This window comes from Rhizobium rosettiformans (assembly GCF_016806065.1).
Taxonomy (GTDB): Bacteria; Pseudomonadota; Alphaproteobacteria; order Rhizobiales; family Rhizobiaceae; genus Allorhizobium.
This window is the reverse complement of sequence record NZ_CP032405.1, coordinates 2,771,036-2,790,294: the sequence shown is the minus strand read 5'-3', so window position 1 is coordinate 2,790,294 and position 19,259 is coordinate 2,771,036. Positions and strand designations below refer to the sequence as shown.

The 19,259-nt window shown below is 61.6% G+C and carries 20 protein-coding genes; 10 read left to right on the top strand and 10 right to left on the bottom strand.

Going from position 1 to position 19,259, the window contains the following annotated elements:
* Positions 1-8: 8 nt before the first annotated feature.
* From D4A92_RS13570 to D4A92_RS13555, 4 genes are all read right to left on the bottom strand, one after another.
* The gene (locus tag D4A92_RS13570; protein ID WP_425959158.1) at positions 9-212 is read right to left on the bottom strand and encodes a heavy-metal-associated domain-containing protein; all 204 of its coding nucleotides are present in this window, start codon (positions 210-212) and stop codon (positions 9-11) included.
* Between the two features lie 78 nt (positions 213-290).
* A complete protein-coding gene (cueR, locus tag D4A92_RS13565; protein WP_203019960.1) occupies positions 291-734 on the bottom strand; it encodes a Cu(I)-responsive transcriptional regulator in 444 nt (147 codons plus the stop codon).
* Positions 735-844: 110 nt separating this feature from the next.
* Positions 845-3,481, bottom strand: a complete 2,637-nt coding sequence (locus tag D4A92_RS13560) for a heavy metal translocating P-type ATPase (protein WP_203014039.1) — start codon at positions 3,479-3,481, stop codon at positions 845-847.
* Between the two features lie 229 nt (positions 3,482-3,710).
* Positions 3,711-4,175: a YcgN family cysteine cluster protein gene (locus tag D4A92_RS13555; protein ID WP_203014036.1), complete on the bottom strand. Its 465-nt coding sequence runs from the start codon at positions 4,173-4,175 to the stop codon at positions 3,711-3,713.
* A 345-nt stretch (positions 4,176-4,520) separates the two neighbouring features.
* On the opposite strand from D4A92_RS13555, the gene D4A92_RS13550 reads away from it, so the two are divergent.
* Entirely contained in the window at positions 4,521-6,710 is a 2,190-nt protein-coding gene (locus D4A92_RS13550) for a transglycosylase domain-containing protein (protein ID WP_203019959.1), read from the top strand.
* 408 nt (positions 6,711-7,118) lie between these two features.
* Positions 7,119-8,216: a GGDEF domain-containing protein gene (locus D4A92_RS13545; protein WP_203014033.1), complete on the top strand. Its 1,098-nt coding sequence runs from the start codon at positions 7,119-7,121 to the stop codon at positions 8,214-8,216.
* On the opposite strand, the gene D4A92_RS13540 is transcribed toward D4A92_RS13545, so the two are convergent.
* The gene (locus D4A92_RS13540; RefSeq protein ID WP_246753945.1) at positions 8,179-9,870 is read right to left on the bottom strand and encodes a sensor domain-containing diguanylate cyclase; all 1,692 of its coding nucleotides are present in this window, start codon (positions 9,868-9,870) and stop codon (positions 8,179-8,181) included. The two genes, D4A92_RS13545 and D4A92_RS13540, sit on opposite strands and share 38 nt — an antisense overlap.
* A gap of 220 nt (positions 9,871-10,090) precedes the next feature.
* Here D4A92_RS13540 and D4A92_RS13535 point away from each other — a divergent pair, with 220 nt between their 5' ends.
* Positions 10,091-10,450, top strand: coding sequence for a hypothetical protein (locus D4A92_RS13535; protein ID WP_203014027.1), 360 nt, complete (start codon positions 10,091-10,093; stop codon positions 10,448-10,450).
* A gap of 77 nt (positions 10,451-10,527) precedes the next feature.
* Here D4A92_RS13535 and D4A92_RS13530 read toward each other — a convergent pair whose 3' ends face one another.
* Positions 10,528-11,157: a LysE family translocator gene (locus D4A92_RS13530; protein WP_203014024.1), complete on the bottom strand. Its 630-nt coding sequence runs from the start codon at positions 11,155-11,157 to the stop codon at positions 10,528-10,530.
* 60 nt (positions 11,158-11,217) lie between these two features.
* Between D4A92_RS13530 and D4A92_RS25330 the strand changes: the two genes are divergently transcribed.
* Both D4A92_RS25330 and D4A92_RS13520 read left to right on the top strand, forming a co-directional pair.
* On the top strand, positions 11,218-11,769 hold the full coding sequence (locus D4A92_RS25330; RefSeq protein WP_425959155.1) for a GNAT family N-acetyltransferase: 552 nt from the start codon (positions 11,218-11,220) through the stop codon (positions 11,767-11,769).
* A gap of 642 nt (positions 11,770-12,411) precedes the next feature.
* The gene (locus tag D4A92_RS13520) at positions 12,412-12,945 is read left to right on the top strand and encodes a DUF4269 domain-containing protein (RefSeq protein WP_203014018.1); all 534 of its coding nucleotides are present in this window, start codon (positions 12,412-12,414) and stop codon (positions 12,943-12,945) included.
* Between the two features lie 131 nt (positions 12,946-13,076).
* Here the strand turns inward: D4A92_RS13520 and D4A92_RS13515 are convergent, their stop codons facing one another.
* Positions 13,077-13,856 (bottom strand): class I SAM-dependent methyltransferase, encoded by a 780-nt coding sequence (locus D4A92_RS13515; RefSeq protein ID WP_203014016.1) that lies wholly within the window; start codon positions 13,854-13,856, stop codon positions 13,077-13,079.
* Between the two features lie 176 nt (positions 13,857-14,032).
* Between D4A92_RS13515 and D4A92_RS13510 the strand changes: the two genes are divergently transcribed.
* Together D4A92_RS13510 and D4A92_RS13505 are read left to right on the top strand one after the other, a co-directional pair.
* Entirely contained in the window at positions 14,033-14,470 is a 438-nt protein-coding gene (locus D4A92_RS13510; RefSeq protein WP_203014013.1) for a GNAT family N-acetyltransferase, read from the top strand.
* A gap of 224 nt (positions 14,471-14,694) precedes the next feature.
* Positions 14,695-15,381, top strand: a complete 687-nt coding sequence (locus tag D4A92_RS13505; protein WP_203014011.1) for a permease — start codon at positions 14,695-14,697, stop codon at positions 15,379-15,381.
* A 3-nt stretch (positions 15,382-15,384) separates the two neighbouring features.
* Here D4A92_RS13505 and D4A92_RS13500 read toward each other — a convergent pair whose 3' ends face one another.
* From D4A92_RS13500 to D4A92_RS13490, 3 genes are all read right to left on the bottom strand, one after another.
* A complete protein-coding gene (locus tag D4A92_RS13500; protein WP_203014009.1) occupies positions 15,385-15,651 on the bottom strand; it encodes a hypothetical protein in 267 nt (88 codons plus the stop codon).
* A gap of 185 nt (positions 15,652-15,836) precedes the next feature.
* Positions 15,837-16,355: a hypothetical protein gene (locus D4A92_RS13495; protein ID WP_006727242.1), complete on the bottom strand. Its 519-nt coding sequence runs from the start codon at positions 16,353-16,355 to the stop codon at positions 15,837-15,839.
* Between the two features lie 132 nt (positions 16,356-16,487).
* Positions 16,488-17,381, bottom strand: a complete 894-nt coding sequence (locus D4A92_RS13490; protein WP_203014006.1) for an NAD-dependent epimerase/dehydratase family protein — start codon at positions 17,379-17,381, stop codon at positions 16,488-16,490.
* A 152-nt stretch (positions 17,382-17,533) separates the two neighbouring features.
* On the opposite strand from D4A92_RS13490, the gene D4A92_RS13485 reads away from it, so the two are divergent.
* The 3 genes from D4A92_RS13485 (at position 17,534) to D4A92_RS13475 (ending at position 19,248) form a co-directional block, all read left to right on the top strand.
* Positions 17,534-18,013, top strand: coding sequence for a DUF3833 family protein (locus D4A92_RS13485; protein ID WP_203014003.1), 480 nt, complete (start codon positions 17,534-17,536; stop codon positions 18,011-18,013).
* Positions 18,014-18,254: 241 nt separating this feature from the next.
* A complete protein-coding gene (locus tag D4A92_RS13480; RefSeq protein ID WP_203014001.1) occupies positions 18,255-18,791 on the top strand; it encodes a glyoxalase superfamily protein in 537 nt (178 codons plus the stop codon).
* Between the two features lie 79 nt (positions 18,792-18,870).
* The gene (locus D4A92_RS13475; protein WP_203013999.1) at positions 18,871-19,248 is read left to right on the top strand and encodes a PH domain-containing protein; all 378 of its coding nucleotides are present in this window, start codon (positions 18,871-18,873) and stop codon (positions 19,246-19,248) included.
* Positions 19,249-19,259 lie beyond the last annotated feature (11 nt).

Below are 19,259 nucleotides of genomic sequence, written 5' to 3'. Positions count from 1 at the left end.
CACCCCCCTCAAACCTCCCGCACCGGCGTGTAACCCGCCTCGCGGATCGCCTGTTCGGCAAGGACAGCATCGCCCTCGACAAAGGCCTTGCGGGCGGCGAGATCGATGGTCACGGCACTTCCCGGCAACACAGCCGCCAAGGCCTTGACCACGGTCTTCTCGCAATGCCCGCAAGTCATGTCCTCGATCTTGAAAATCGTCTGTCCGATCATGGTCTTGTCCTTCCTTGTTGCCGACGGCTTCAAGCCGTCGCTTCCAACCCCTTTCTGCACCTTCCCACGGGGACAAGGTCAATCCCCGCAGCAGTCCCCGGCCTTGTCCTTTCCGGCGGTCTTTTGCCGCAGCGGCTTGCCCTCGAGATCGGCAAGGATCGGGCAGTTAGGCCGGTCATTGCCGAGGCAGCGCTCGGCGAGATGAGCCAACGTGTCACGCATTGCCTGCATCTCGGCGATCTTTCCTTCCAGCTCCTCGACATGGGCGAGCGCCAAGGCCTTCACTTCGGCACTCGCGCGTTCCTTGTCGTCCCAGAGCTTCAACAGCCGCTCGGTCTCCTCGAGCGAAAAGCCGAGGCTGCGCGAGCGCCGCACGAAACGCAGCCGGTTGACGCTGTCGGCATCATAGACCCGGTAATTCGAGGCCGTGCGGCCCGCCGGCGCAATCAGCCCGATCTCCTCATAGTAGCGGATCATCTTGGCCGACACGCCCGAGGCATGCGAGGCTTCGCCGATGTTCATCGTCATGGTCTTGTTCTCCTTCAGTTCCTCTCCCTCAGGGGGAGAGGCCGCGATACCTCCCCCATGCGGGGGAGGACGGAAAATCGAAGGCTTAGGCGAGCGCCAGCCGCCTAAGCCTTCGATTTTGCTTTCTCCCCCGCTAGGGGGGAGATGATTTCCGTCGCCTTCGCCGTCCGCAACCGCAACGCATTCGACAACACAAACACGCTCGACAACCCCATGGCGGCCGCCCCCAGCATCGGCGAAAAGGTCACGCCGAAGAACGGATAGAGCAGCCCAGCCGCGACCGGGATCAGCGCCACGTTATAACCGAAGGCCCAGAACAGGTTCTGGCGGATATTGCCCATCACCTTGTCCGAGAGCTCGATCGCATGCAGCGCGCCCATGAGATCGCCGCCGACCAGCACGACATCGGCGCTTTCGATCGCCACGTCGGTGCCGGTACCGATGGCAATCCCGGCATCGGCGGTGGCGAGCGCCGGCGCATCGTTGATGCCGTCGCCGACAAAGGCGACCTTCTCACCTTTCGCCTGCAGGTCCTTGATCGCGCTCACCTTTCCCTCGGGCAGCACTTCGGCGATTACGGCATCGATGCCCGCCTTTTTCGCCACGGCGTCGGCCGTGCGCCGGTTGTCGCCGGTCACCATGACAAGCTTCAGACCCCGGGCCTTCAGGGCTGCAATCGCCTGTTCACTCATCTCCTTGATCGGATCGGCGACCGCAATGGCGGCGGCGAGCCTGCCGTCGATGGCAACGAAAAGCGGGCTTGCGCCGTCATCGGCAAGACGGGTGACGGCGGCGGTGAGATCCGATGTCTCGCCCTCTGCCATCACCCCGAGCTTCACCATGAACCGGTCAGCCCCCGCTGCAATCTTCCGCCCTTCGACCATCCCGGTCACGCCAAACCCCGCAACGGCTTCGACATTCTCCACGGCAGACAGCGCCATCCCCTGCGCCTCCGCCGCGCGCACGATGGCATCCGCCAGCGGGTGCTCCGAGCGCGCCTCAAGGCTTGCCGTCAGCCGCAGCACCTCCGCCTCGTCAAACCCCTCTGCCGTCACGATCTCGCTCACTTCAGGCTTTCCGGCCGTGATCGTGCCGGTCTTGTCCATGACCACCCAGTCGATGGCGGAGAGACTTTGCAGCGCCTCGCCCTTGCGGAAGAGAACGCCGATTTCGGCGGCGCGGCCGGTGCCGACCATGATCGAGGTGGGCGTGGCGAGCCCCATGGCGCAGGGGCAGGCGATGATCAGCACGGCCACCGCCGCCACGAGCCCATGGGTATAGGCGGGCTCCGGTCCCAAGATCAGCCATAGGAAAAAAGTCACAACAGCGATACCGATGACTGCGGGCACGAACCAGGCCGTGACCTCATCGACCAGCTTCTGGATCGGCAGTTTCGCCCCTTGCGCCTCCTGGACCATGCGAATGATGCGCGAGAGCATCATATCGGCGCCGATGCCTGTCGCCTCGAAACGGAAAGAGCCGGAGCCGTTGACCGTACCGCCGATGACGGTGGCGCCCGGCCCCTTTTCGACAGGGATCGGCTCGCCCGAAATCATCGCCTCGTCGACGGCGCTTGCTCCGTCGATCACCCGTCCATCCACCGGAATACGCTCGCCCGGACGGACCACGACGGTGTCACCGAGCTTCACCTCCGACAGCGGCACGTCGCGCGTCTCGCCGCCGCGCTCGACCCGCGCAGTCTTTGCCTGCAGGCCTGCCAGTTTGCGGATCGCAGCCCCCGTCCGGCCCTTGGCGCGCGCTTCCAGCAGCCGGCCGAGCAGGATCAGCGAGACGATGACGGTCGCGGCCTCGTAATAGACATGCCGGGCATCGACGGGCAGGATTTCAGGCGCAAAGGTCGTCACCAGCGAATAGAGATAGGCCGCCCCGGTACCGATCGCGACCAGCGCGTTCATGTCAGGGGCAAGACGCCAGAGGGCCGGAAAGCCTTTCAAGTAGAAGCGTCGCCCGGGACCGGCGAGAACCGCCGTCGCAAGCGCAAACTGCAGGAGATACAGACTGTTGCCGGGGAAAATCTGCATCAACACATGATGCAGCGGCGGATAGAGATGCGCGCCCATTTCCATGACGAAAAGCGGCAGAGTGAGTACGAAGGCGATCAGGAAATCGCGCTTCAGCCCCAATATTCCCTTCTCCCGGCGCGCCTCGCGGCTGTCGTCGGCCCGGCCTGCCGAGACCGCCGGATGCGCCATTCCTGGAACCTCGCCGGGTCTGGCCTCGCCAACGCCCCCCTGCCCTTTTCCGGCCGCGGCTCCATCCGTCGACGCACCGACGAGCCTGACCGCATACCCCGCTTTGGACACGGCTGCGATAAGCGCCGGCAAGGCGTCGACCCCGCCCAGCACCTTCACGATTGCCTCGCCGGTTGCCAGATTGACGCTTGCCGTCTCGACCGGCGGCACCGATTTCAAGGCCTTCTCGACCCGCGACACGCAGGATGCGCAGGTCATGTCCTCGACCTCCAGCACCAGCGTCTCGGCCTTGGCTTCATAGCCGGCCTTTTCGATCGCTTCGAGCAAGGCGTCTGCCGAAAACCCCTTTCCCGGCGTCACCGACAGCGTCTCGGTCGCAAAATTCACCGCGCTCGCCTCGACCCCTGGCACCGCGGCCACGGCCTTTTCCACCCGCCGCACACAGGATGCGCAGGTCATGCCCTCGACAGGCAAAAGGATGGCTTCGTTCTTGTTCTTGGCCAGATCTGGCCTGGACTGCATATTCATGGCGGTCACCTCCGCCATCATAGATGGACCTTCCCATCATGGGAGGGTCAAGGGGTGGTGCGTCGATTTCCAGCTCAAAAGGGTTCAGAGGCTGTCTGGCCAGACCTGAGCACCTTGCAAAACGCGCAGAATAGAGAAGATGCTCGCGCTGACCCGCAATCTCGCCGTCTTCCTCGGCATCGGCTGAGGCCTAGGTCAACAACTAGGCCTCAAGCACCTCGCGAGCCCCTCAATCCCGCTCCGCGCCAACCCGCATCGGCCAGTCGACCACGTAATCTTCGAGATCCTCGACATCGAGCCCCTCCTCCGAGATCGTCCGGCCGCGGGCTGAAATTCCGGCTTGATGCACCGTTTCCGCACTGCCCGAGACCAGCGGGTGCCACCAGTAGAGGTCGAGGCCTTCATCGATCAGCCGGTAGCCGCAGGTCGGTGGCAGCCACTGGATTTCGCGGAGGCCCTTAAGCGTCAGCTGGATGCAGTCGGGCACGGTTTCCTGGCGATTTTCGTAGTCGGAACAGCGACAGCTGTGACCGTCAAGCAGCTTGCAGGCAACCGAAGTGAAGACCACCTCGCCAGTGTCCCAATCTTCGAGTTTGTTGAGACAACAGAGGCCACAGCCATCGCAGAGGCTTTCCCATTCTGTGTTGCTCATCTCGGCGAGCGTCTTGGTTTTCCAGAAGGGCTGTTCGGTCATCGTCTCGTTCAACTGACTGTGATCTTTCGGTCTTGCTGCTGCATCCTGCTGCGGCGCTGGCCTCCATCCTCGGCCAGTCGGTGGCCGGGGTGCAACGCCTGCTGCCAAAAGCGCGTCCGGGGCCGCGCCGGGTTCACCATGGCCGGCGAAACCGCTTGTTCTTTTACGGCAAATCGACCATCACTCACATAATGACGACACGCCCGTAATCTCTCCGGGTCCTGATCCCAATCGGCGGGCGCGTCAAGGGAGCCGACAACAAGTTTTCGGGAAAAAGCCACGGTGGCCGACAAGGACAAGCCTGACGATCTTCAGCCTGCGGAACGCCTCGGCGGCGCCGACGGCATCGATCGGCCAGCCTCCGGCGCCTCCTCGGCAAGCCCCGAAAAGCCACGGAAGCTGAAGCGCCACTTCTTTCTCAAGATCGACAGCTGGCTCGATTCGACGCTGTGGAATGCCGGTTACGACCTCGCCGAGGCCTGGGAAGAGATCACCATCTTCTTCCGCCGTTTCCGTGTGCGCGGCCTCAAAAAGCTCGGCTTCGAGATCGCCGGCGAAGCCATGACGCTGGGCACGGCGGGCATGGTTCTCCTGCTCGCGCTCGCCCAGCCGGCCCTTGAGGAAACCAAGAAAGACTGGCGCAACCACGACAATTTCGCCGTCACCTTCCTCGACCGTTACGGCAACACGATCGGCCATCGCGGCATCATCCATGAAAACTCCGTTCCGGTCGATGAGCTGCCGGACCATCTGGTCAAGGCGGTTCTGGCGACGGAAGACCGGCGCTTCTTCGATCACTTTGGCATCGATTTCATCGGCCTTGCCCGCGCCATGACGGAAAATGCCAAGGCGGGTTCGGTCGTTCAGGGCGGCTCGACGCTGACGCAGCAGCTGGCGAAGAACCTCTTCCTCACCAATGAGCGCTCCATCGAGCGCAAGATCAAGGAAGCTTATCTGGCACTGTGGCTGGAGGCCAATCTCTCCAAGCAGGAGATCCTCTCGCTCTATCTCGACCGCGCCTATATGGGCGGCGGCACGTTTGGCGCAGCAGCCGCCTCGCAATTCTATTTCGGCAAGAACATCACCGAGGTGACGCTGGCGGAAGCGGCGATGCTGGCCGGCCTGTTCAAGGCGCCGGCCAAATATGCCCCGCATGTCAATCTGCCGGCGGCGCGGGCGCGCGCCAATGACGTGCTCACCAACATGGTGCAGAGCGGCCTGATGACCGAGGGCCAGGTGGTGGCGGCGCGTCGCAATCCGGCCTCCGTCATCGATCGCGACAAGAAGGAAGCGCCCGACTTCTTCCTCGACTGGGCCTTCGAAGAAGTCCAGCGGATCGCCGCCCGCTTCAAGGATCATACACTGGTGGTGCGCACCACGATCGATCTCGGCCTGCAGCAGGCAGCCGAGGAGGCTGTCGCCTCGTCGCTGCGCGAATATGGCGAAAGCTACAACGTCAAGCAGGGCGCCCTGGTGATGGTCGAAAACGGCGGGGCGGTGCGCGCCATGGTCGGCGGACGCGACTACGGCGAGAGCCAGTTCAACCGCGCCACGCGGGCGCTGCGCCAGCCAGGCTCCTCGTTCAAGATGTATACTTTCGCGCTGGCCATGGAGAACGGCTATACGCCGCAAACCGTCGTGGTCGACGCGCCGGTCGCCTGGGGCAATTGGAGCCCGCAGAATTATGGTCGCAGCTTTTCCGGGCGCGTCACCATGGAAACGGCGCTGGCGAAATCGATCAACACGATCCCGGTCCGGCTCGCCAAGGAAAAATTCGGCATCGACGCGATCATCCAGACCACCAGGGCGATGGGTGTGGAGACGCCGATCAAGAAGGACGTTACGATCCCGCTCGGCACGTCGGAAGTCACCGTCATGGACCAGGCGACGGCCTATGCCGTGCTCCCGGCCGACGGTTACGCCTCGCGCCGCCACGGCATAGCGCAGATCGTCAATTATGCCGGCGACGTGCTTTACGACTTCGAGCGCGACGCGCCCGCGCCCGAGCGCATCCTGACGGAACAGGCGGCCCGCTCGATGAACCAGATGATGACCAAGATCCCCTATATCGGTACGGCGAGGCGCGCCGCCGTCGATGGGATCCTGACCGGCGGCAAGACCGGCACGACGCAGGCTTACCGCGATGCCTGGTTCGTTGGCTATACCGGCAATTACACCGCCGCCGTCTGGTTCGGAAACGACGACTACACCTCGACCAACAACATGACGGGCGGCTCGCTTCCGGCCATGACCTTCAAGAAGCTGATGGACTATGCCCATCAGGGCATCGACATCAAGCCGATCCCCGGCGTCGACCAGCCGATGCCGGAGAAGGAAGCCAAGCCCCAAGTGGCGGATGCGGCCAATCCGGATGCGCTGCCGCCGATGGTGCGGCCGCGCTCGCTGTCTTCGCAATCGACCCGCCTGATCCGGGAGCTTGCAACGCGGCTGAAATCCGCCGACGCGCTTTCGGCACCGGCCGGGACGGCCCAGGCCGCCATCGAGCCGCAAACGACCGGCTCGACCGGCCGTTAAGACAATCACAAGTTTACCGCGCCTCAAGCAAGGCGACTGCGAATCGCGACAGCGATCCGCCGGCTTTTGACAGCCCGTTCGTGTCATTCAGGCACAAGTCTCCGGCCACCCTCGCCTACCATCCTGAATTGAAACAGGTTGCAGCTTCCAGGGATTTTCAGGTCTCCCGATGTTTACCGGGGGTTTACCATGGCGCTTGTGTTCATCCATGATTTCTCGTATTGGCACATCGCCTTCACCCCAAATTAAGGGGGCCAGACATAGATTTCAGCCGTTTTCGACGGTTCATATATTTCAATCGGTGATTGGACATCCATGATGAGATGGCTCGGACTTCCCGCTAGGCCCCGATTGACGGTGGAGCAGTATGCGGCATTCCTCGAAGATCGCGCAGCTTTACGCAGCCGAATGCTGAAAGCGGCCGTCGTCTGTGTTCTGATCTTCTATCTCGCTTGTTTCCTCTTCGATCTGTGGTTGCTGGGCGACGTCACCCTGCTGTCGGCGGTGCTGCGCTTCGGGGTGATGCTGCCGATCGCGATCGGCCTCCTCTTCTACATTGCCGGCAATCATCCGATCGAGAAGAAGGAGATCGCTGCGATCCTGGTGGCGCTTCTCGCCAATGTCTGCTGGTGCGCGATCCTGGTGTCCAGTTCGAGCCCGGGTGTGCTCACTTACTTCTATGCGGCCGCGACCTTCCAGATGGCGATCACGATCGCTGCCGCCTCGCCGTTCCGTCCGGCGCTGCGGGCCAGCATCTTCACCTTCTGCCTCAACTACTCCGCCATTTGGCTCCTTCAGGGGGCGAGCCCCTCCTATGTCATCCAGCATCTGGCGGTCTACATGCCGACGGTGCTGATGACGCTGCTTGTCTCCTATCAGCTGGAAGTCGAGGCGCTCACCAGCCATCTGCAGATGCAGGAAAACGAGGCGCTGAAGCGGGAGTTGTCGCGGCAGAACAAGGATCTCGCACGGCTCTCCGTCACCGACCCGCTGACCAGGCTTGCCAATCGCCGCGGCACCGAGATGGAGCTGATGCGGCTGGCGACAGACGTGTCGGACGAGGCGCGGCGCGTGGTGCTGCTGGTTGCCGATGTCGATCACTTCAAGGCCTATAACGACGCCTATGGCCATGGCGCCGGCGACGAATGTCTGAAACGGGTGGCCCGCGCCATGCGCCGGGCGCTGCCGATGGAGGCGCATCTCGCCCGCCACGGCGGCGAGGAATTTCTCGCCATCCTCTCCGACGCCGATTCCGACATGGCACCGACGCTGGCCGAGAGCCTGCGCCGCGCCGTGCGCCAGCTCGGCATTGCCCACGGCTTTACCGGCGACCGGAACACCTATGTGACGATCAGCGTCGGCGCGGTCTCAGGCAGGATCCAGTCCGAGGGAGACTTCGAACGCTTGCTCGACATGGCCGACCGGGCGCTCTACGCCGCCAAGGCCGACGGCCGCAACACCTGGCGCGTCAGCCTTGATGAGGACGAGGCGCGGGTGGTGGCGTGAGGGTGAGTGTGGCGCTTTCGCCGACTGCGTCTCCCCTGTTGCCGCCGCGGGTTCTGTTGCGTCCGGCCCTCTTGGCTTCGTAAAGCAGCTTGTCGGCCCGTTCATACAAAGCGGGAAAGCCTTCATCGCCGGAGATCAGGGTGATGCCCATGCTTGCAGTTACGGCCCCGGCGAGTGCAGGAACGGCGCTGGCGACGGTCGTCGGGATCGCCTGGCGGCGAAGCTCGGCCTCTCCATCGACGTCATGCCCGCGCAGCACCAGCAGGAACTCTTCGCCACCCAGGCGGTAGGCGCGGACGTCCGGCCCGGCTTTCAATGCGGCAGCGACTGCCTTCAGCACCTCATCGCCCACGCCATGCCCGTAGCCATCATTGATCGCCTTGAAATGATCGACGTCGATGACAGCAAGTGCGGTAAAGCGGTCGGTGCGAAGCTGCTCGAAGTGGCGCTCGATCGCGCGTCTATTGAGCAGACCCGTCAACGGATCGGTTTCAGACAGACGCTCGAGCAGGTCCGCCTCGTTCAGCGCACGATCCCGCTCACGTCTGATCAGCACAAATCGATCCGCCACGCCAAGCGTGGTGAGCAGCACTTCAAACATGCAGCCGAAATAGAACAGCAGCATGGCATCCTGGCTGGGCAGTCCCGGTGTTATGCCCGTCACCAACCGTATCAGTCCGACCAGTATCAACGGCGCGTAGCCAATGGCCTGGAACCGTGCGGCGCGGCTTCCGCGGCGCAATGAGTCGATCATCGAGAAGAGAAAGACGGCAAGAACCGGGGTAAATGCTGCCGTGTAGACAGTCGATTGCACCGGACGGGCCACGAAGGGGAAGCTCGCGTGCAAGACACTGAGGAAGATCGCCCATGCGGCGCAATAGGGAAGGATGCGCCGCAGGAGCGGATGCAGCATTCCTTGCTCGATGAAGCTGTAGGTGAACATCGCGCCTGAAGCGACCGTCAGACCGAAGATCAGCGTCGTCATCCAGCTCAGCGTCATGGGCGGGGGATCGAAGAACACGACCGACAGACCTGATGTGACGACAATCGTCATCAGCAGCGACAATGTCAGCGCCGAGTGCCAGAGAACGAAGGGTTGCCGGAGGGCTCGGTAGAATGCTGCATTGAAAATGAGGGGCATGACGAGCATGCCAGCGAGCCCGGCCATCAACAGCAGAAACCGCAAATCGTCACGGCCAGCGCCTGCGTCCGCAGGTGAAAGATAGGCTTTCTCCAGGATCATCCGATGGGAGGGCAGATCAACGACCGCGACGACGTGCCGGGTCATCTCCGTGACATCAGGCAGGGCCGCATTGAAGTAGCCGCCAGCCATCGAGCTGCGCAAGGAGGCGGCCGGATAGGACGTCTGGCGAATTCCACCATCCTTGTCGATCGCCAGCAGATGCACGGCTTCGAGCGCGCTTCGCCTCGAGAGTAGATATAGCAGCGGTGTCTGATCGGGTTCGATATCGAAACGAAGCAGCACGCGCTCGGCCGCGATCGAGAAATCCTGGCCCGCACCGGAGCAGGACCATCTTTGTTCATCGCGCGCCACGGAAACGGGATCGTCCGAAAGCGTGGCTTCAGCCCAGCAGGACGGGCGAATGCTGGCGGAATCGCTCGCATAGGCGGTGTCGGCACCCAATTTTACCACGACCACCAGACACAGACATGCCGTTAAGACTTTAAAGAAACCGTTGAAAATCATGGACTTTGCGATAGCGGAGAAAGCTTTTGATGCCGTTAAGAGCGGGATCTACTTCTGACGGCGGCCCGGTATTCGGGCCGAGGGACGGTGTTGGCGCGTGGCGGTTAAGGCTGCTGTTGGCCCGAAGCGGCCTTGCGGCCTCGGTTGCCACAAGTATAGTCCGATCATGTCCAATGCTATAATCCCTGTTTATCAGTTCCGAAGCGACGAATTCTCCCGGTCGCCTGACACTGTTGTGGCTGTAGCGCCAATGGAGGCAGTTATTTCAGTCTACGGCTCCGGCGGCCTTATCGGTGAAGGCGGACTCTCGGATGCGTTCGGTGGTGCGGCTATTTACAAGAACGGTAAAACTGGGAGGTGCTTTTTTGGTATCTGGGGCGCGCGCAACGCAGCAAAATTCAAAGCCGACTTAGAGACAAAGCTCAATATCGAAGTGGTCAAGGAGACGCCACCAGCACGGCTCAGCCACTGGGGCAAGTCGAAGTCGAGGCCCAAGTCAACAGGTCTTGCTGGTACACGTTCCTGAAGTTGAATGCTCTGTAGCGTATGACCGCAAATGGCGCGAATCGGAAGTCTGCATTCGGCCCACTAGACTTCAGGTCTTCACGTGCGCTGCATCGCGACCTGCAAACCCAGCCCTACCAGCATAGTTCCACCAGCGCGTTGAAGCAGCTTCTGCACCGCACCGGAGCCCTTCAGCCTCGTCATGATGAGCCCAGCGAGGAAGACGCAAACGACATCTGCGAAGGTGAAGGTGGCGTTGACTATGGCTCCAAGTATGGCGAGCTGCGCCCAGAGTGGCAGGCCTCCATCGCCATCCACAAATTGAGGGAGAAACGCCATGAAGAAGATCGCCGTCTTTGGGTTCAGCACTTCAACGGCGATGCTTTGGAGGAATGCTTTCTTTGCGGACGTGGGTGGCACATCTGGCACGCCATTAGATGGCGCTGGTGCTCGAAACATTGAAATGCCAAGCCAGATCAGATAGAGAGCGCCCGCCAGTTTGACGGTCGTATAGGCCACAGGGACTGCATGGAAAAGCGCGGATAACCCTGCTGCCGCAGCGACGACGTGTAGATAAGCGCCCAGGTGAATGCCTAGCACTGCCCACAACCCCGCGCGTCGGCCGCCTGCCATGGTACGTGCTGCGGCATAGAGCATCGCCGGTCCCGGAATAAATGCGAATACGGCCGTAGTGGCAGCAAATGCGAGCAAGACTTCAAGCGACGGCATCCGAGACATTCCTTAGTCGGGGGTGTCTTTCAAACACTAGCGAGTTTCTGAGCCGACGCAATGACCGGTGTTGGCGCATCAGCGCCAAGAGGGCTAACGGCCCTTTGCGGACAAACTCATCTCTGCCTGTTATGGATGCCTGGGGACATTACGAGGCAGTGGATGCAAGTTCAAATCAACTTGGCACGACATGATGATTTAGAGCCTTGGCTTGGGTTGGCTGACGAAGTCGTGCCTCTCTTCGGTCCCATGCCGGATTTCAATTCTGTTCTGATCCGGAAGATCGCGCAGCAGCAGGCCTATTGCGCAAGAACGGACGATGGGAATGGCGGATTTGTAGGGGGCGTTATGATAGGGGGTGGTGGTAGCGCTTATGCCATCCGCTGGCTCGCCGTTCATTCAAGCTTTCAGCGCCTTGGCGTAGGCAAGTCACTTGTAAATGCTGCCATTGCGAACATACCCGCCGAAGCTAGTATTCATGTGGACACCTTTGTCACAGGTAGTCCGGGAGCGGGTGCCGCGAGGGGACTTTACGAGAGCTGCGGCTTTCTTCCGCACGGCATATGGGCAGAGGGTAAAGTCGTTCGCCAGCGATACTTGCGGCTTCCGTAGAATGTTCGGCCTTTATGTCTGCTATTGGCGCATGAGCGCCATTTGGAGGCTATCGGCCCGAAGCGGTCATCAGGTCACTAAGTGTTTGGCAATTATTAGCTGCGGCTCAAGATGAGTAAGCCAATCCGATTGCGATATTAAGAAACACAAAGCTCACGAACGCGAGCATAAGCCCAGCCGGCAGTAGGCTCGGAGTAACCGAGAAGCGGCGGCGCGCGTACAGAAACGTGGATAGAGGAAGAACGAAAGTAGCTAGAAGGTGCCAGAAATCAAACGACTTGAATGCGCCTGCGAGTTGAGAACCGACTGTTAGTAATACGAGCAGCCAGACAGCAACGGCCACCACCGCCGCACCTCCTACCGCGCCAGCAAAAATGTACCCGTAAGTGTTGGCAAGTCGTCGCAATTCCGGGACTAACAGCCCTATGGCCAAAATGGTCGTGAGTAGGAATTCTGTCCACATACTGCCGAGGATAGGTGCCACTTCGCGGGGCGGCAACATCAATTACGAATTGCGGCTTAGCTTCACCCCACTCATGACCGCAAATGGCGCATCGCTATAATCTCCCCGCTCCACCCCGCCTTGATCCGCTCGCCCTCGGGCGTTAGGAAAGCCACCCAATCACCCCGGGGGGCGAGCCAGTGTCGCGGACCGACTATCAGACCGCCGTGGATCAAATCGGCATCCTGGAGGCCCTTGCGGCCTATGATCCGCATATTGCGGGCACCCCGCCGCTCGGGGTCGATACCCTGACCAGCGATATCGACATTCTCTGCTGTGCGCCGGATGCGGAGGCCTTTGTTGCCGATGTGCAGCGGTTCTATGGCGCGATGAGCGGCTTTCGCATCTGGCAGTGGGTGTCGAAGGATCGGCCGGTGATTGCGACGTTTCGGGCATGCGGGTGGGATTTCGAAATCTTCGCCAGCCCCCTGCCTGTGGCCGAGCAGTTCGGCTGGCGCCATTTCGAGATGGAACGGCGCTTGCTGGGGCTCGGCGGTGACGGGTTCAAACGCGCCATTCTGGCGCTGCGACGACAGGGCCTGAAGACCGAACCGGCCTTCTGGTCGGCGCTGGGCCAGGAGGGCGATGCCTATCTCGGCCTGCTGAGCCTGGAACAAGCCAGCGACACAGAGCTTCGCGCCATGCTGGAAGCGGCCGGCTTCGGGGCAAGTTGATCCGCACTGATGTGCCGGAGGCCTCAGACCTGAGGCGCGAACGGTGCTGCATTCGGCCGAGCTTGGCGTCCCCTGCCCCCTCATCCGGCCTTTGGTCCGCTTCTCCCCGCCTTCAGGGAGAAGAGCACAGCTCATCCCTCCTCCGTCTTGCCGATCGGATAAAGGAAGAGCCGCGTCTTGCGGGCGTCCGACAATTCCCAGATCTCGTCGGGATCAACATCGGGCACGGCAAAGCTGTTGGAGACGAAGAGGCTGCCGGGCTTCATTTCGCGCGACAGTTTTTGCCAGAGGGCGGCCATGGGAGCGGGTGAGAGGAAGGCGTAGACGAGGTCTTCCTGCGCGACATCCGTCTTCCAGAGATCGCCGCGGCGGATCTCGCCCTTGCCCGAGATACGCGACATGAGGCGAGCTGCGAGATAAACGGCCGGCGCATTCTCCACACCGCGCGCCCGCCTTCCCTCGCCGTCCAGCGCGCGGACCACGCCGCCAAGGCCGCAGCCGAGATCGAGCATGCGGGTCGCGCCGCGATCGCGCATCATGTCCTTCAAGACCGAAGCCGTTTCGGAATTGGTGAGATAGAGCGGCACGCGGCCGCGGGTGGTGTTGGAAAAGACGAGCGCCAGCAGGAGGAAGGCGAGGCCGAAGGGCCAGGCCGGCAGATTGCCGAGTAGCATGACCGAGCCCATGGCGAGCGGAAAGAGGAAGGCGATCAGCAGCCACCAGCGCGGAAGGCGCAGAAGCGCACAGATCAGTGCCGCAAGCGCTCCCTGCAGGACGAGCGCGATCATGATCAGCGGCAGGCGCTCGACCGAGGTCGACAGCGGCGCCGTCACGGTGGCCACCACCGGCAGGGCGACGACCTGGGCGAGAAGCGCGCCGAGGATCGGCGTCTTGCGGAAAAGGGCGAGCATTCGGTCTCCGGCAGGTTCAAGCCGGGTGACACTGGCAGGTGGTGGGGCGATTCTCAAGGGAGAGCACATTCTCGCCCGCTTGGCCGCTTAGTTTGGGGGTTCCTGACTGGAGAGCGCTTAACGACTGCACGCCGTTACGAAACCACTCATCTGGCTGGAACTGACAGGATGATACGATGGGTTTGCGCCAAGTGGCACCGCAAGACGACTCCGGCTGGAAAGCGTACCATGCTATCCGGCAGCTCGTGCTCTACGAGTTGAGAGGTCGGCACGATTACGACCCCGCCCATCCGGACGATCATACAGTCGGCAACTTCCCTTTCCTCTACTACGTGGACCATCTGCCGATCGGCGCAGTGCGGCTCGATCTTTCTGCTGCGGACCCGGCGATTGCCACGGTGCGGATGGTCGCGATCCTGCCGCAGCATCAAAGGCGCGGGTTTGGAACCACGATGCTTCAGGCGCTCGAACTGTTTGCTGCGGGCAAGGAGGTCAGGGAGCTGAAAGTCCTTGCCGCCGGGGATGCCGCGACATTCTACGAGCGGTGTGGATGGAAACCCGGCAAGGCCGTTGGCAACGGCTTGTTGCTCACCAAGTCTGTTGCCGCGTCTTAATGCGACCTGAGCACCTGCCCGACCAGCTCCGGAAAAGGATAGAAGCGAAGGTCCGGGATGGAGTGACGGTCGGGAACTGGCTCAGACGGCTTGACCCTTTCGTGGCAAGCTCGCCTCTCGCGAGGGCAGGTTGCGGCCTTGCTTCCACTTGGCGCGGCTGGCATCGTCTGCGCAACCCCTGCTCCGCCACCATGGCGGCATCGGGCGGTCAGGTGGGGTGATCTATGGATTTCATGAGGCTGTTGAAATCGCTGGAGGAGTTGCTTTATGAGATCCTCTCCTGGCTGGTCTTCTATCCCTTGACCTTCTGGCGCGCCGTCACCCAGCCGCTCAGCATGATGCGCTATGCCGATGACGAACTGGAGGACCGGCCGGAAGACCAGTATGACGATACGATCAGCCCGCCCTTGTTTCTCCTGATCACGCTGTTGCTTTCGCAGGCTCTGTCGACGGCGTTTCCGAGCGTGGCAACCTCGGCGGATGCGCTGGCGCTCACCCATTCCTTCTCCAACCTGCTCATCGTGCGCGGGGTTGTCTTCGGGATGTTTCCGATGGTCATGGCCGTGACGCTGATCCTGCACAAGGGTCAGATCCTGACGCGCTCGACGCTGAGACCGCCCTTCTTCAGCCAGTGCTATGTGGCAGCACCCTTTGTCTTCCTGGTTGGCCTTTCCGTCGACTGTCTGCTGATCCCGGCGGATCGGGGCCTGCCCTATGCCGCAGCCATCTTCCTGGGCGCGGTCGTCTGGTATGGGCAGGCGGAAATCCGGTGGTTCCAGCGGGATCTGGGGGTTGGCGGCATCCGGGCAACGGGGATGTTTCTCCTCGCCTTTTCCGTGGCGGTCACAGCTGCCCTTGCCTTGGCGGTCGGTGTAGCGCTGCTACTGCCCCGCTGGACTGCACCGGGTTGAGGATCATTGCCGGCTGACAGGGCGTTCGTCCCGCTCGCCGTTCTCTGCAGCATGTTCGCCAAGCAAAATGCGGCCGAGCTCGGCTTCCAACTCCGTGCGTTCGCGAGGATCGAAATCGCGATAGCCATGGATCGCCGCATGAGACCAGAGAATGCGTCCCGAGAGGATCGGCGCATCGATGGTCGAGATCACATGGCCCTGCATCGCCACATCAAAGGTGACGAAGCTCTGGCCGCGCACTTCGGTCTGCGCGTAGTTGGCGATTTCCATCCGCTTTTCTGGCAAGGCTGGTCTTTCGGGCCATCATCGAACCCTGTAAATGCAGGGTTTTTCCATATTCCTCATATGTGAAAAACGAGGCCTTTTCATCCTCCATTTTAGGTTTTTACCCCTAAAAAATGACAGGGCGGCCGAAGCCGCCCTGGTTCACTGCCAACAGTGTTCACGTGATGTCGTCAGCGACTGTCGCGCCGCGCCTGGCCGTTCTTGACGAACTGCGAAACGCGTCCGACTTCCATCGGATTGACGAGGTCCGGACCGCGCTCATTGGGCACCGAGCGCATGCCCTTCTTCGCACGGCGCGAGGTCGGGCGGTTGGGGCGGCTCGCCGCGCGGCGCATCTCCAATGCCTTTTCGGCATTGCGCTTCAGTTCCTCGCGGGAGGAGAAGCGCTTGCGACGGGCGATCTCGCCGTTGACACGCTGGAGAGCGGCAGAGAGGGCGGCGAACTTCTCGCGGCTGCCGGCATTGTCTGCTGCAGGCTTCGCGCCCGAGGGCGCAGCCTTGCCACGCATTTCGCGACGCTGGCGGCTGGCGATGTCACGAGCGCGATCGCGACGGTCACGCAGGTTCTTGCGGAGCGAGGAGAGATCCTCATCCGTCCGCTCGGCAAGGTGCGGATGCCGCGAGGCTTCCACCAGTTCCTTCTCGGTCTCGTCGAGAAGTCGCAATTCCATCCGGCGCGCCTGGGCCATATCAGTCTCCCTCATTCATTCGTCTATTACGATAACAAGGGGATAATGGCAGACTGACTGCGATGTTCCATCCGGATCGGCTCCGGATGGCTGACATTCGAGTGAGCGAGATTTGAAGGGCGGTGGCGGTCGTCAGACCTTCACGTATTTGCGCCAGTCATGCTCTTCCTTGAAGCCGAGGAGTTCGCGGATCTTGCGGTTCGACAGCGGTGCATCGAAGCCGTCGATCTCGCCCGTGATCGGCGTGTTCGGGGCATATTTTGCCAGGAATTCGCGGGTCGGCACGGTCGCGGTGATCGTGTCGTTGACGGCATTGAAGACCTGGAAGCCGAGGCCGTCCTTTGCGACGCAGAGATCGACGATCTGGCCGAGATCGCGCGCATCGATATAGGACCAGGCATTGCGCTTGCGGCATGGCGGATCGGCGAGATAGCCGGGGAAGTTGGCATAATCCTCGGGCGCAATGACATTGCCGATCCTGAGCGCGTAAACATCGATGCCGAAGCGCATGGCAAAGGCGCGGGCGGTCTTTTCGTTGACGACCTTGGACAGGCCGTAAGAGTCCATCGGATCGACGTCATAGTCTTCGGTCAGCGGGAATTCCTTGTAGTCCTTGTCGCCTTCGGCAAAGCAGACGCCATAGGTGGTCTCGGAAGAGGCGATGATCACCTTCTTGATGCCGAGCTTTGCGGCAGACTCGATGACGTTGTAGGTCGAGACGGTGTTTTCCGCGAAGGTCTTGTTATCGGGATGCATCAGGATGCGCGGGACGGCGGCGAAATGCACAACCGCATCTGCAGGCTTCGGGCCGCCCTCCTGTTCATAACCGTCATAGCCGAAATGGCAGGAGAGTGCGTTGAAGACCTCGCCGGCATCGGTGACGTCCGTCAGCAGGGTGTGGACGCCTGGAACGTCGAGCACGGCGCGGTCGACATTCAGCACCTTGTGACCCTTACCTAAGAGATAGGGCACGACATGGCGCCCCGCCTTGCCGCTGCCGCCGGTGAATACGATCCGCTTGCCCATGGTGATCCTCCTCGAGAATGGGTTGTCTGACGACCAGATAGCGCGGCGGAGGCAAAAGCGTAAGGGGCTATAGCGCGCCTTGATCCCCCCAGGGAACCGGAGCCGCCTCGCCCGTGTTTCACCGGACCATTCGGCAACCGAGGAGAGACGCCTTGAAACTCGAGGATTTTGCAGACAAAGAGCCCAAGTTCATTCTGGAGGAGTTCTTCTCCGGCACGCTGCGCGGCTATGGCATGACCATCGGGAGGCTGGGCGGCTTCCAGAACCGGTTCACGATCGATGCCCGCGGGCGCTTTGACGCAAGCGCCAATGTGCTGTCGCTGACGGAAGACTATTTTTTCGACGACGGCCACTCCGACACGCTGACCTGGACAATCCTGAAACGCAGCGAAAACCGCTATGAGGGCCGCGAGACGCTGATCGACGGCACGGCAGAGGGCGAACAATCCGGCTGCGCCTTCCGCTGGCAATATGCCCGCGACGTTCCCGATGTCGATGGTTCGAAGACCCGGTTCGGTTTCGACGACTGGTTCATCCTACATGACGAACGCCACATGAGCGTACATGCCTCGCTCACCAAGCTCGGGGTGGAAGTGGCGACGCTGGAGGCGTTTTACGAGCGGGTGGGATAATCGAACGACAGGCGGGCGCAGCACAGCATGCCGCTCGCCCGCCCCCTAGTCTTGTCATGTGTCCAAGCTCTGCTAATGTCTGATTAGGCCGATGCAGCCTGCCGCTCCGCGGCGCTTGTTCCAGAGCGCGATGGTGAACGCATCACGAAATGACCTCCTCATCCTTGCCCTTTCAAATGATGGCGACGGATCAGCAGACGCGGACACTGATTGGACCGTTTGCCACTGCGGAGGGACGACGATGCGCGACATGCGTGACGCAAAACTGATGGCCAGGACGCTGAAGGCGGAGCTGGCCAAGAGCAATCTCGAGATCAGCCATTCTCAGGCCCTGGAACTCGTCGCAAGACAGCTGGGCTTCGAACAATGGAACATCCTAGCGGCGCGGATTGATGTTGAAGAGACGCCGCAGGCCAAGATCTCCTTCGAGCCGCCTATCCCGATTTTCCGCATTTTCGATGTCGACAAGGCGATGGAATTCTACCGCGACTATCTCGGCTTCACCGTCGACTTCGAACATCGCTTCGGCGAGAATTTCCCGCTCTACTGCCAAGTGTCGCGCGGCGCTTGCGTTCTGCACCTGTCGGAGCACGCGGGTGATGCCTCACCGGGCGCCAAGGCCTTCACATGGATGCGGGGCGTGAAGAGCTTCCATGCGGATCTGACGGTCAAGGACTATCGCTATCTCAAACCGGGGCTGGAGAATGCACCCTGGGGTCTCCAGATGACGGTGACGGATCCATTCAGCAACCGCATCGCCTTTTGCGAGCGGGTGTGAGGGGTAGAGCGCGCGCCCCTATCTTGACCGCGTCGCCGCCTCTTCCCATCTCCGCTCTAACCACAGATGGACGATCACGATGGGTTTGTTCGACGGATTGCTGGGCCATGGATCAAGCGTCGATCCAGCCGATCTCGCCAAGCGGCTGGACGGCGTCTTGATTGAGGGCGAGCACGTCTCGCTCGCCTTCCGGGTCATCCGCGACGTCTTTGTCTTCACCGACAAGCGACTGATCCTGATCGACGTGCAGGGCATTACCGGCTCGAAGGTCGACTACATGTCCGTCCCCTACCGCGCTATCACCCGCTTTTCCGTCGAAACCGCCGGCACCTTCGACCTCGACAGCGAGTTGAAGATCTGGGTCTCGGGGAGCCATGATCCGCTGAAGAAGACGCTGAAGAAGGGCACGGATGTGAGGGGCATACAGCGAGCGCTGGCGGCGGGGGTGTTGCGGTAGGACTCATTGGC

Excerpts from the sequence above, each read along its gene's own strand:
- D4A92_RS13570 (WP_425959158.1), bottom strand. The coding sequence starts at position 212 with ATGATCGGACAGACGATTTTCAAGATCGAGGACATGACTTGCGGGCAT.
- cueR (WP_203019960.1), bottom strand. The coding sequence starts at position 734 with ATGAACATCGGCGAAGCCTCGCATGCCTCGGGCGTGTCGGCCAAGATG.
- D4A92_RS13560 (WP_203014039.1), bottom strand. The coding sequence starts at position 3,481 with ATGAATATGCAGTCCAGGCCAGATCTGGCCAAGAACAAGAACGAAGCC.
- D4A92_RS13555 (WP_203014036.1), bottom strand. The coding sequence starts at position 4,175 with ATGACCGAACAGCCCTTCTGGAAAACCAAGACGCTCGCCGAGATGAGC.
- D4A92_RS13545 (WP_203014033.1), top strand. The coding sequence starts at position 7,119 with ATGCTGAAAGCGGCCGTCGTCTGTGTTCTGATCTTCTATCTCGCTTGT.
- D4A92_RS13535 (WP_203014027.1), top strand. The coding sequence starts at position 10,091 with ATGTCCAATGCTATAATCCCTGTTTATCAGTTCCGAAGCGACGAATTC.
- D4A92_RS13530 (WP_203014024.1), bottom strand. The coding sequence starts at position 11,157 with ATGCCGTCGCTTGAAGTCTTGCTCGCATTTGCTGCCACTACGGCCGTA.
- D4A92_RS25330 (WP_425959155.1), top strand. The coding sequence starts at position 11,218 with ATGACCGGTGTTGGCGCATCAGCGCCAAGAGGGCTAACGGCCCTTTGC.
- D4A92_RS13515 (WP_203014016.1), bottom strand. The coding sequence starts at position 13,856 with ATGCTCGCCCTTTTCCGCAAGACGCCGATCCTCGGCGCGCTTCTCGCC.
- D4A92_RS13510 (WP_203014013.1), top strand. The coding sequence starts at position 14,033 with ATGGGTTTGCGCCAAGTGGCACCGCAAGACGACTCCGGCTGGAAAGCG.
- D4A92_RS13505 (WP_203014011.1), top strand. The coding sequence starts at position 14,695 with ATGGATTTCATGAGGCTGTTGAAATCGCTGGAGGAGTTGCTTTATGAG.
- D4A92_RS13500 (WP_203014009.1), bottom strand. The coding sequence starts at position 15,651 with ATGGAAATCGCCAACTACGCGCAGACCGAAGTGCGCGGCCAGAGCTTC.
- D4A92_RS13495 (WP_006727242.1), bottom strand. The coding sequence starts at position 16,355 with ATGGCCCAGGCGCGCCGGATGGAATTGCGACTTCTCGACGAGACCGAG.
- D4A92_RS13490 (WP_203014006.1), bottom strand. The coding sequence starts at position 17,381 with ATGGGCAAGCGGATCGTATTCACCGGCGGCAGCGGCAAGGCGGGGCGC.
- D4A92_RS13480 (WP_203014001.1), top strand. The coding sequence starts at position 18,255 with ATGCGCGACATGCGTGACGCAAAACTGATGGCCAGGACGCTGAAGGCG.
- D4A92_RS13475 (WP_203013999.1), top strand. The coding sequence starts at position 18,871 with ATGGGTTTGTTCGACGGATTGCTGGGCCATGGATCAAGCGTCGATCCA.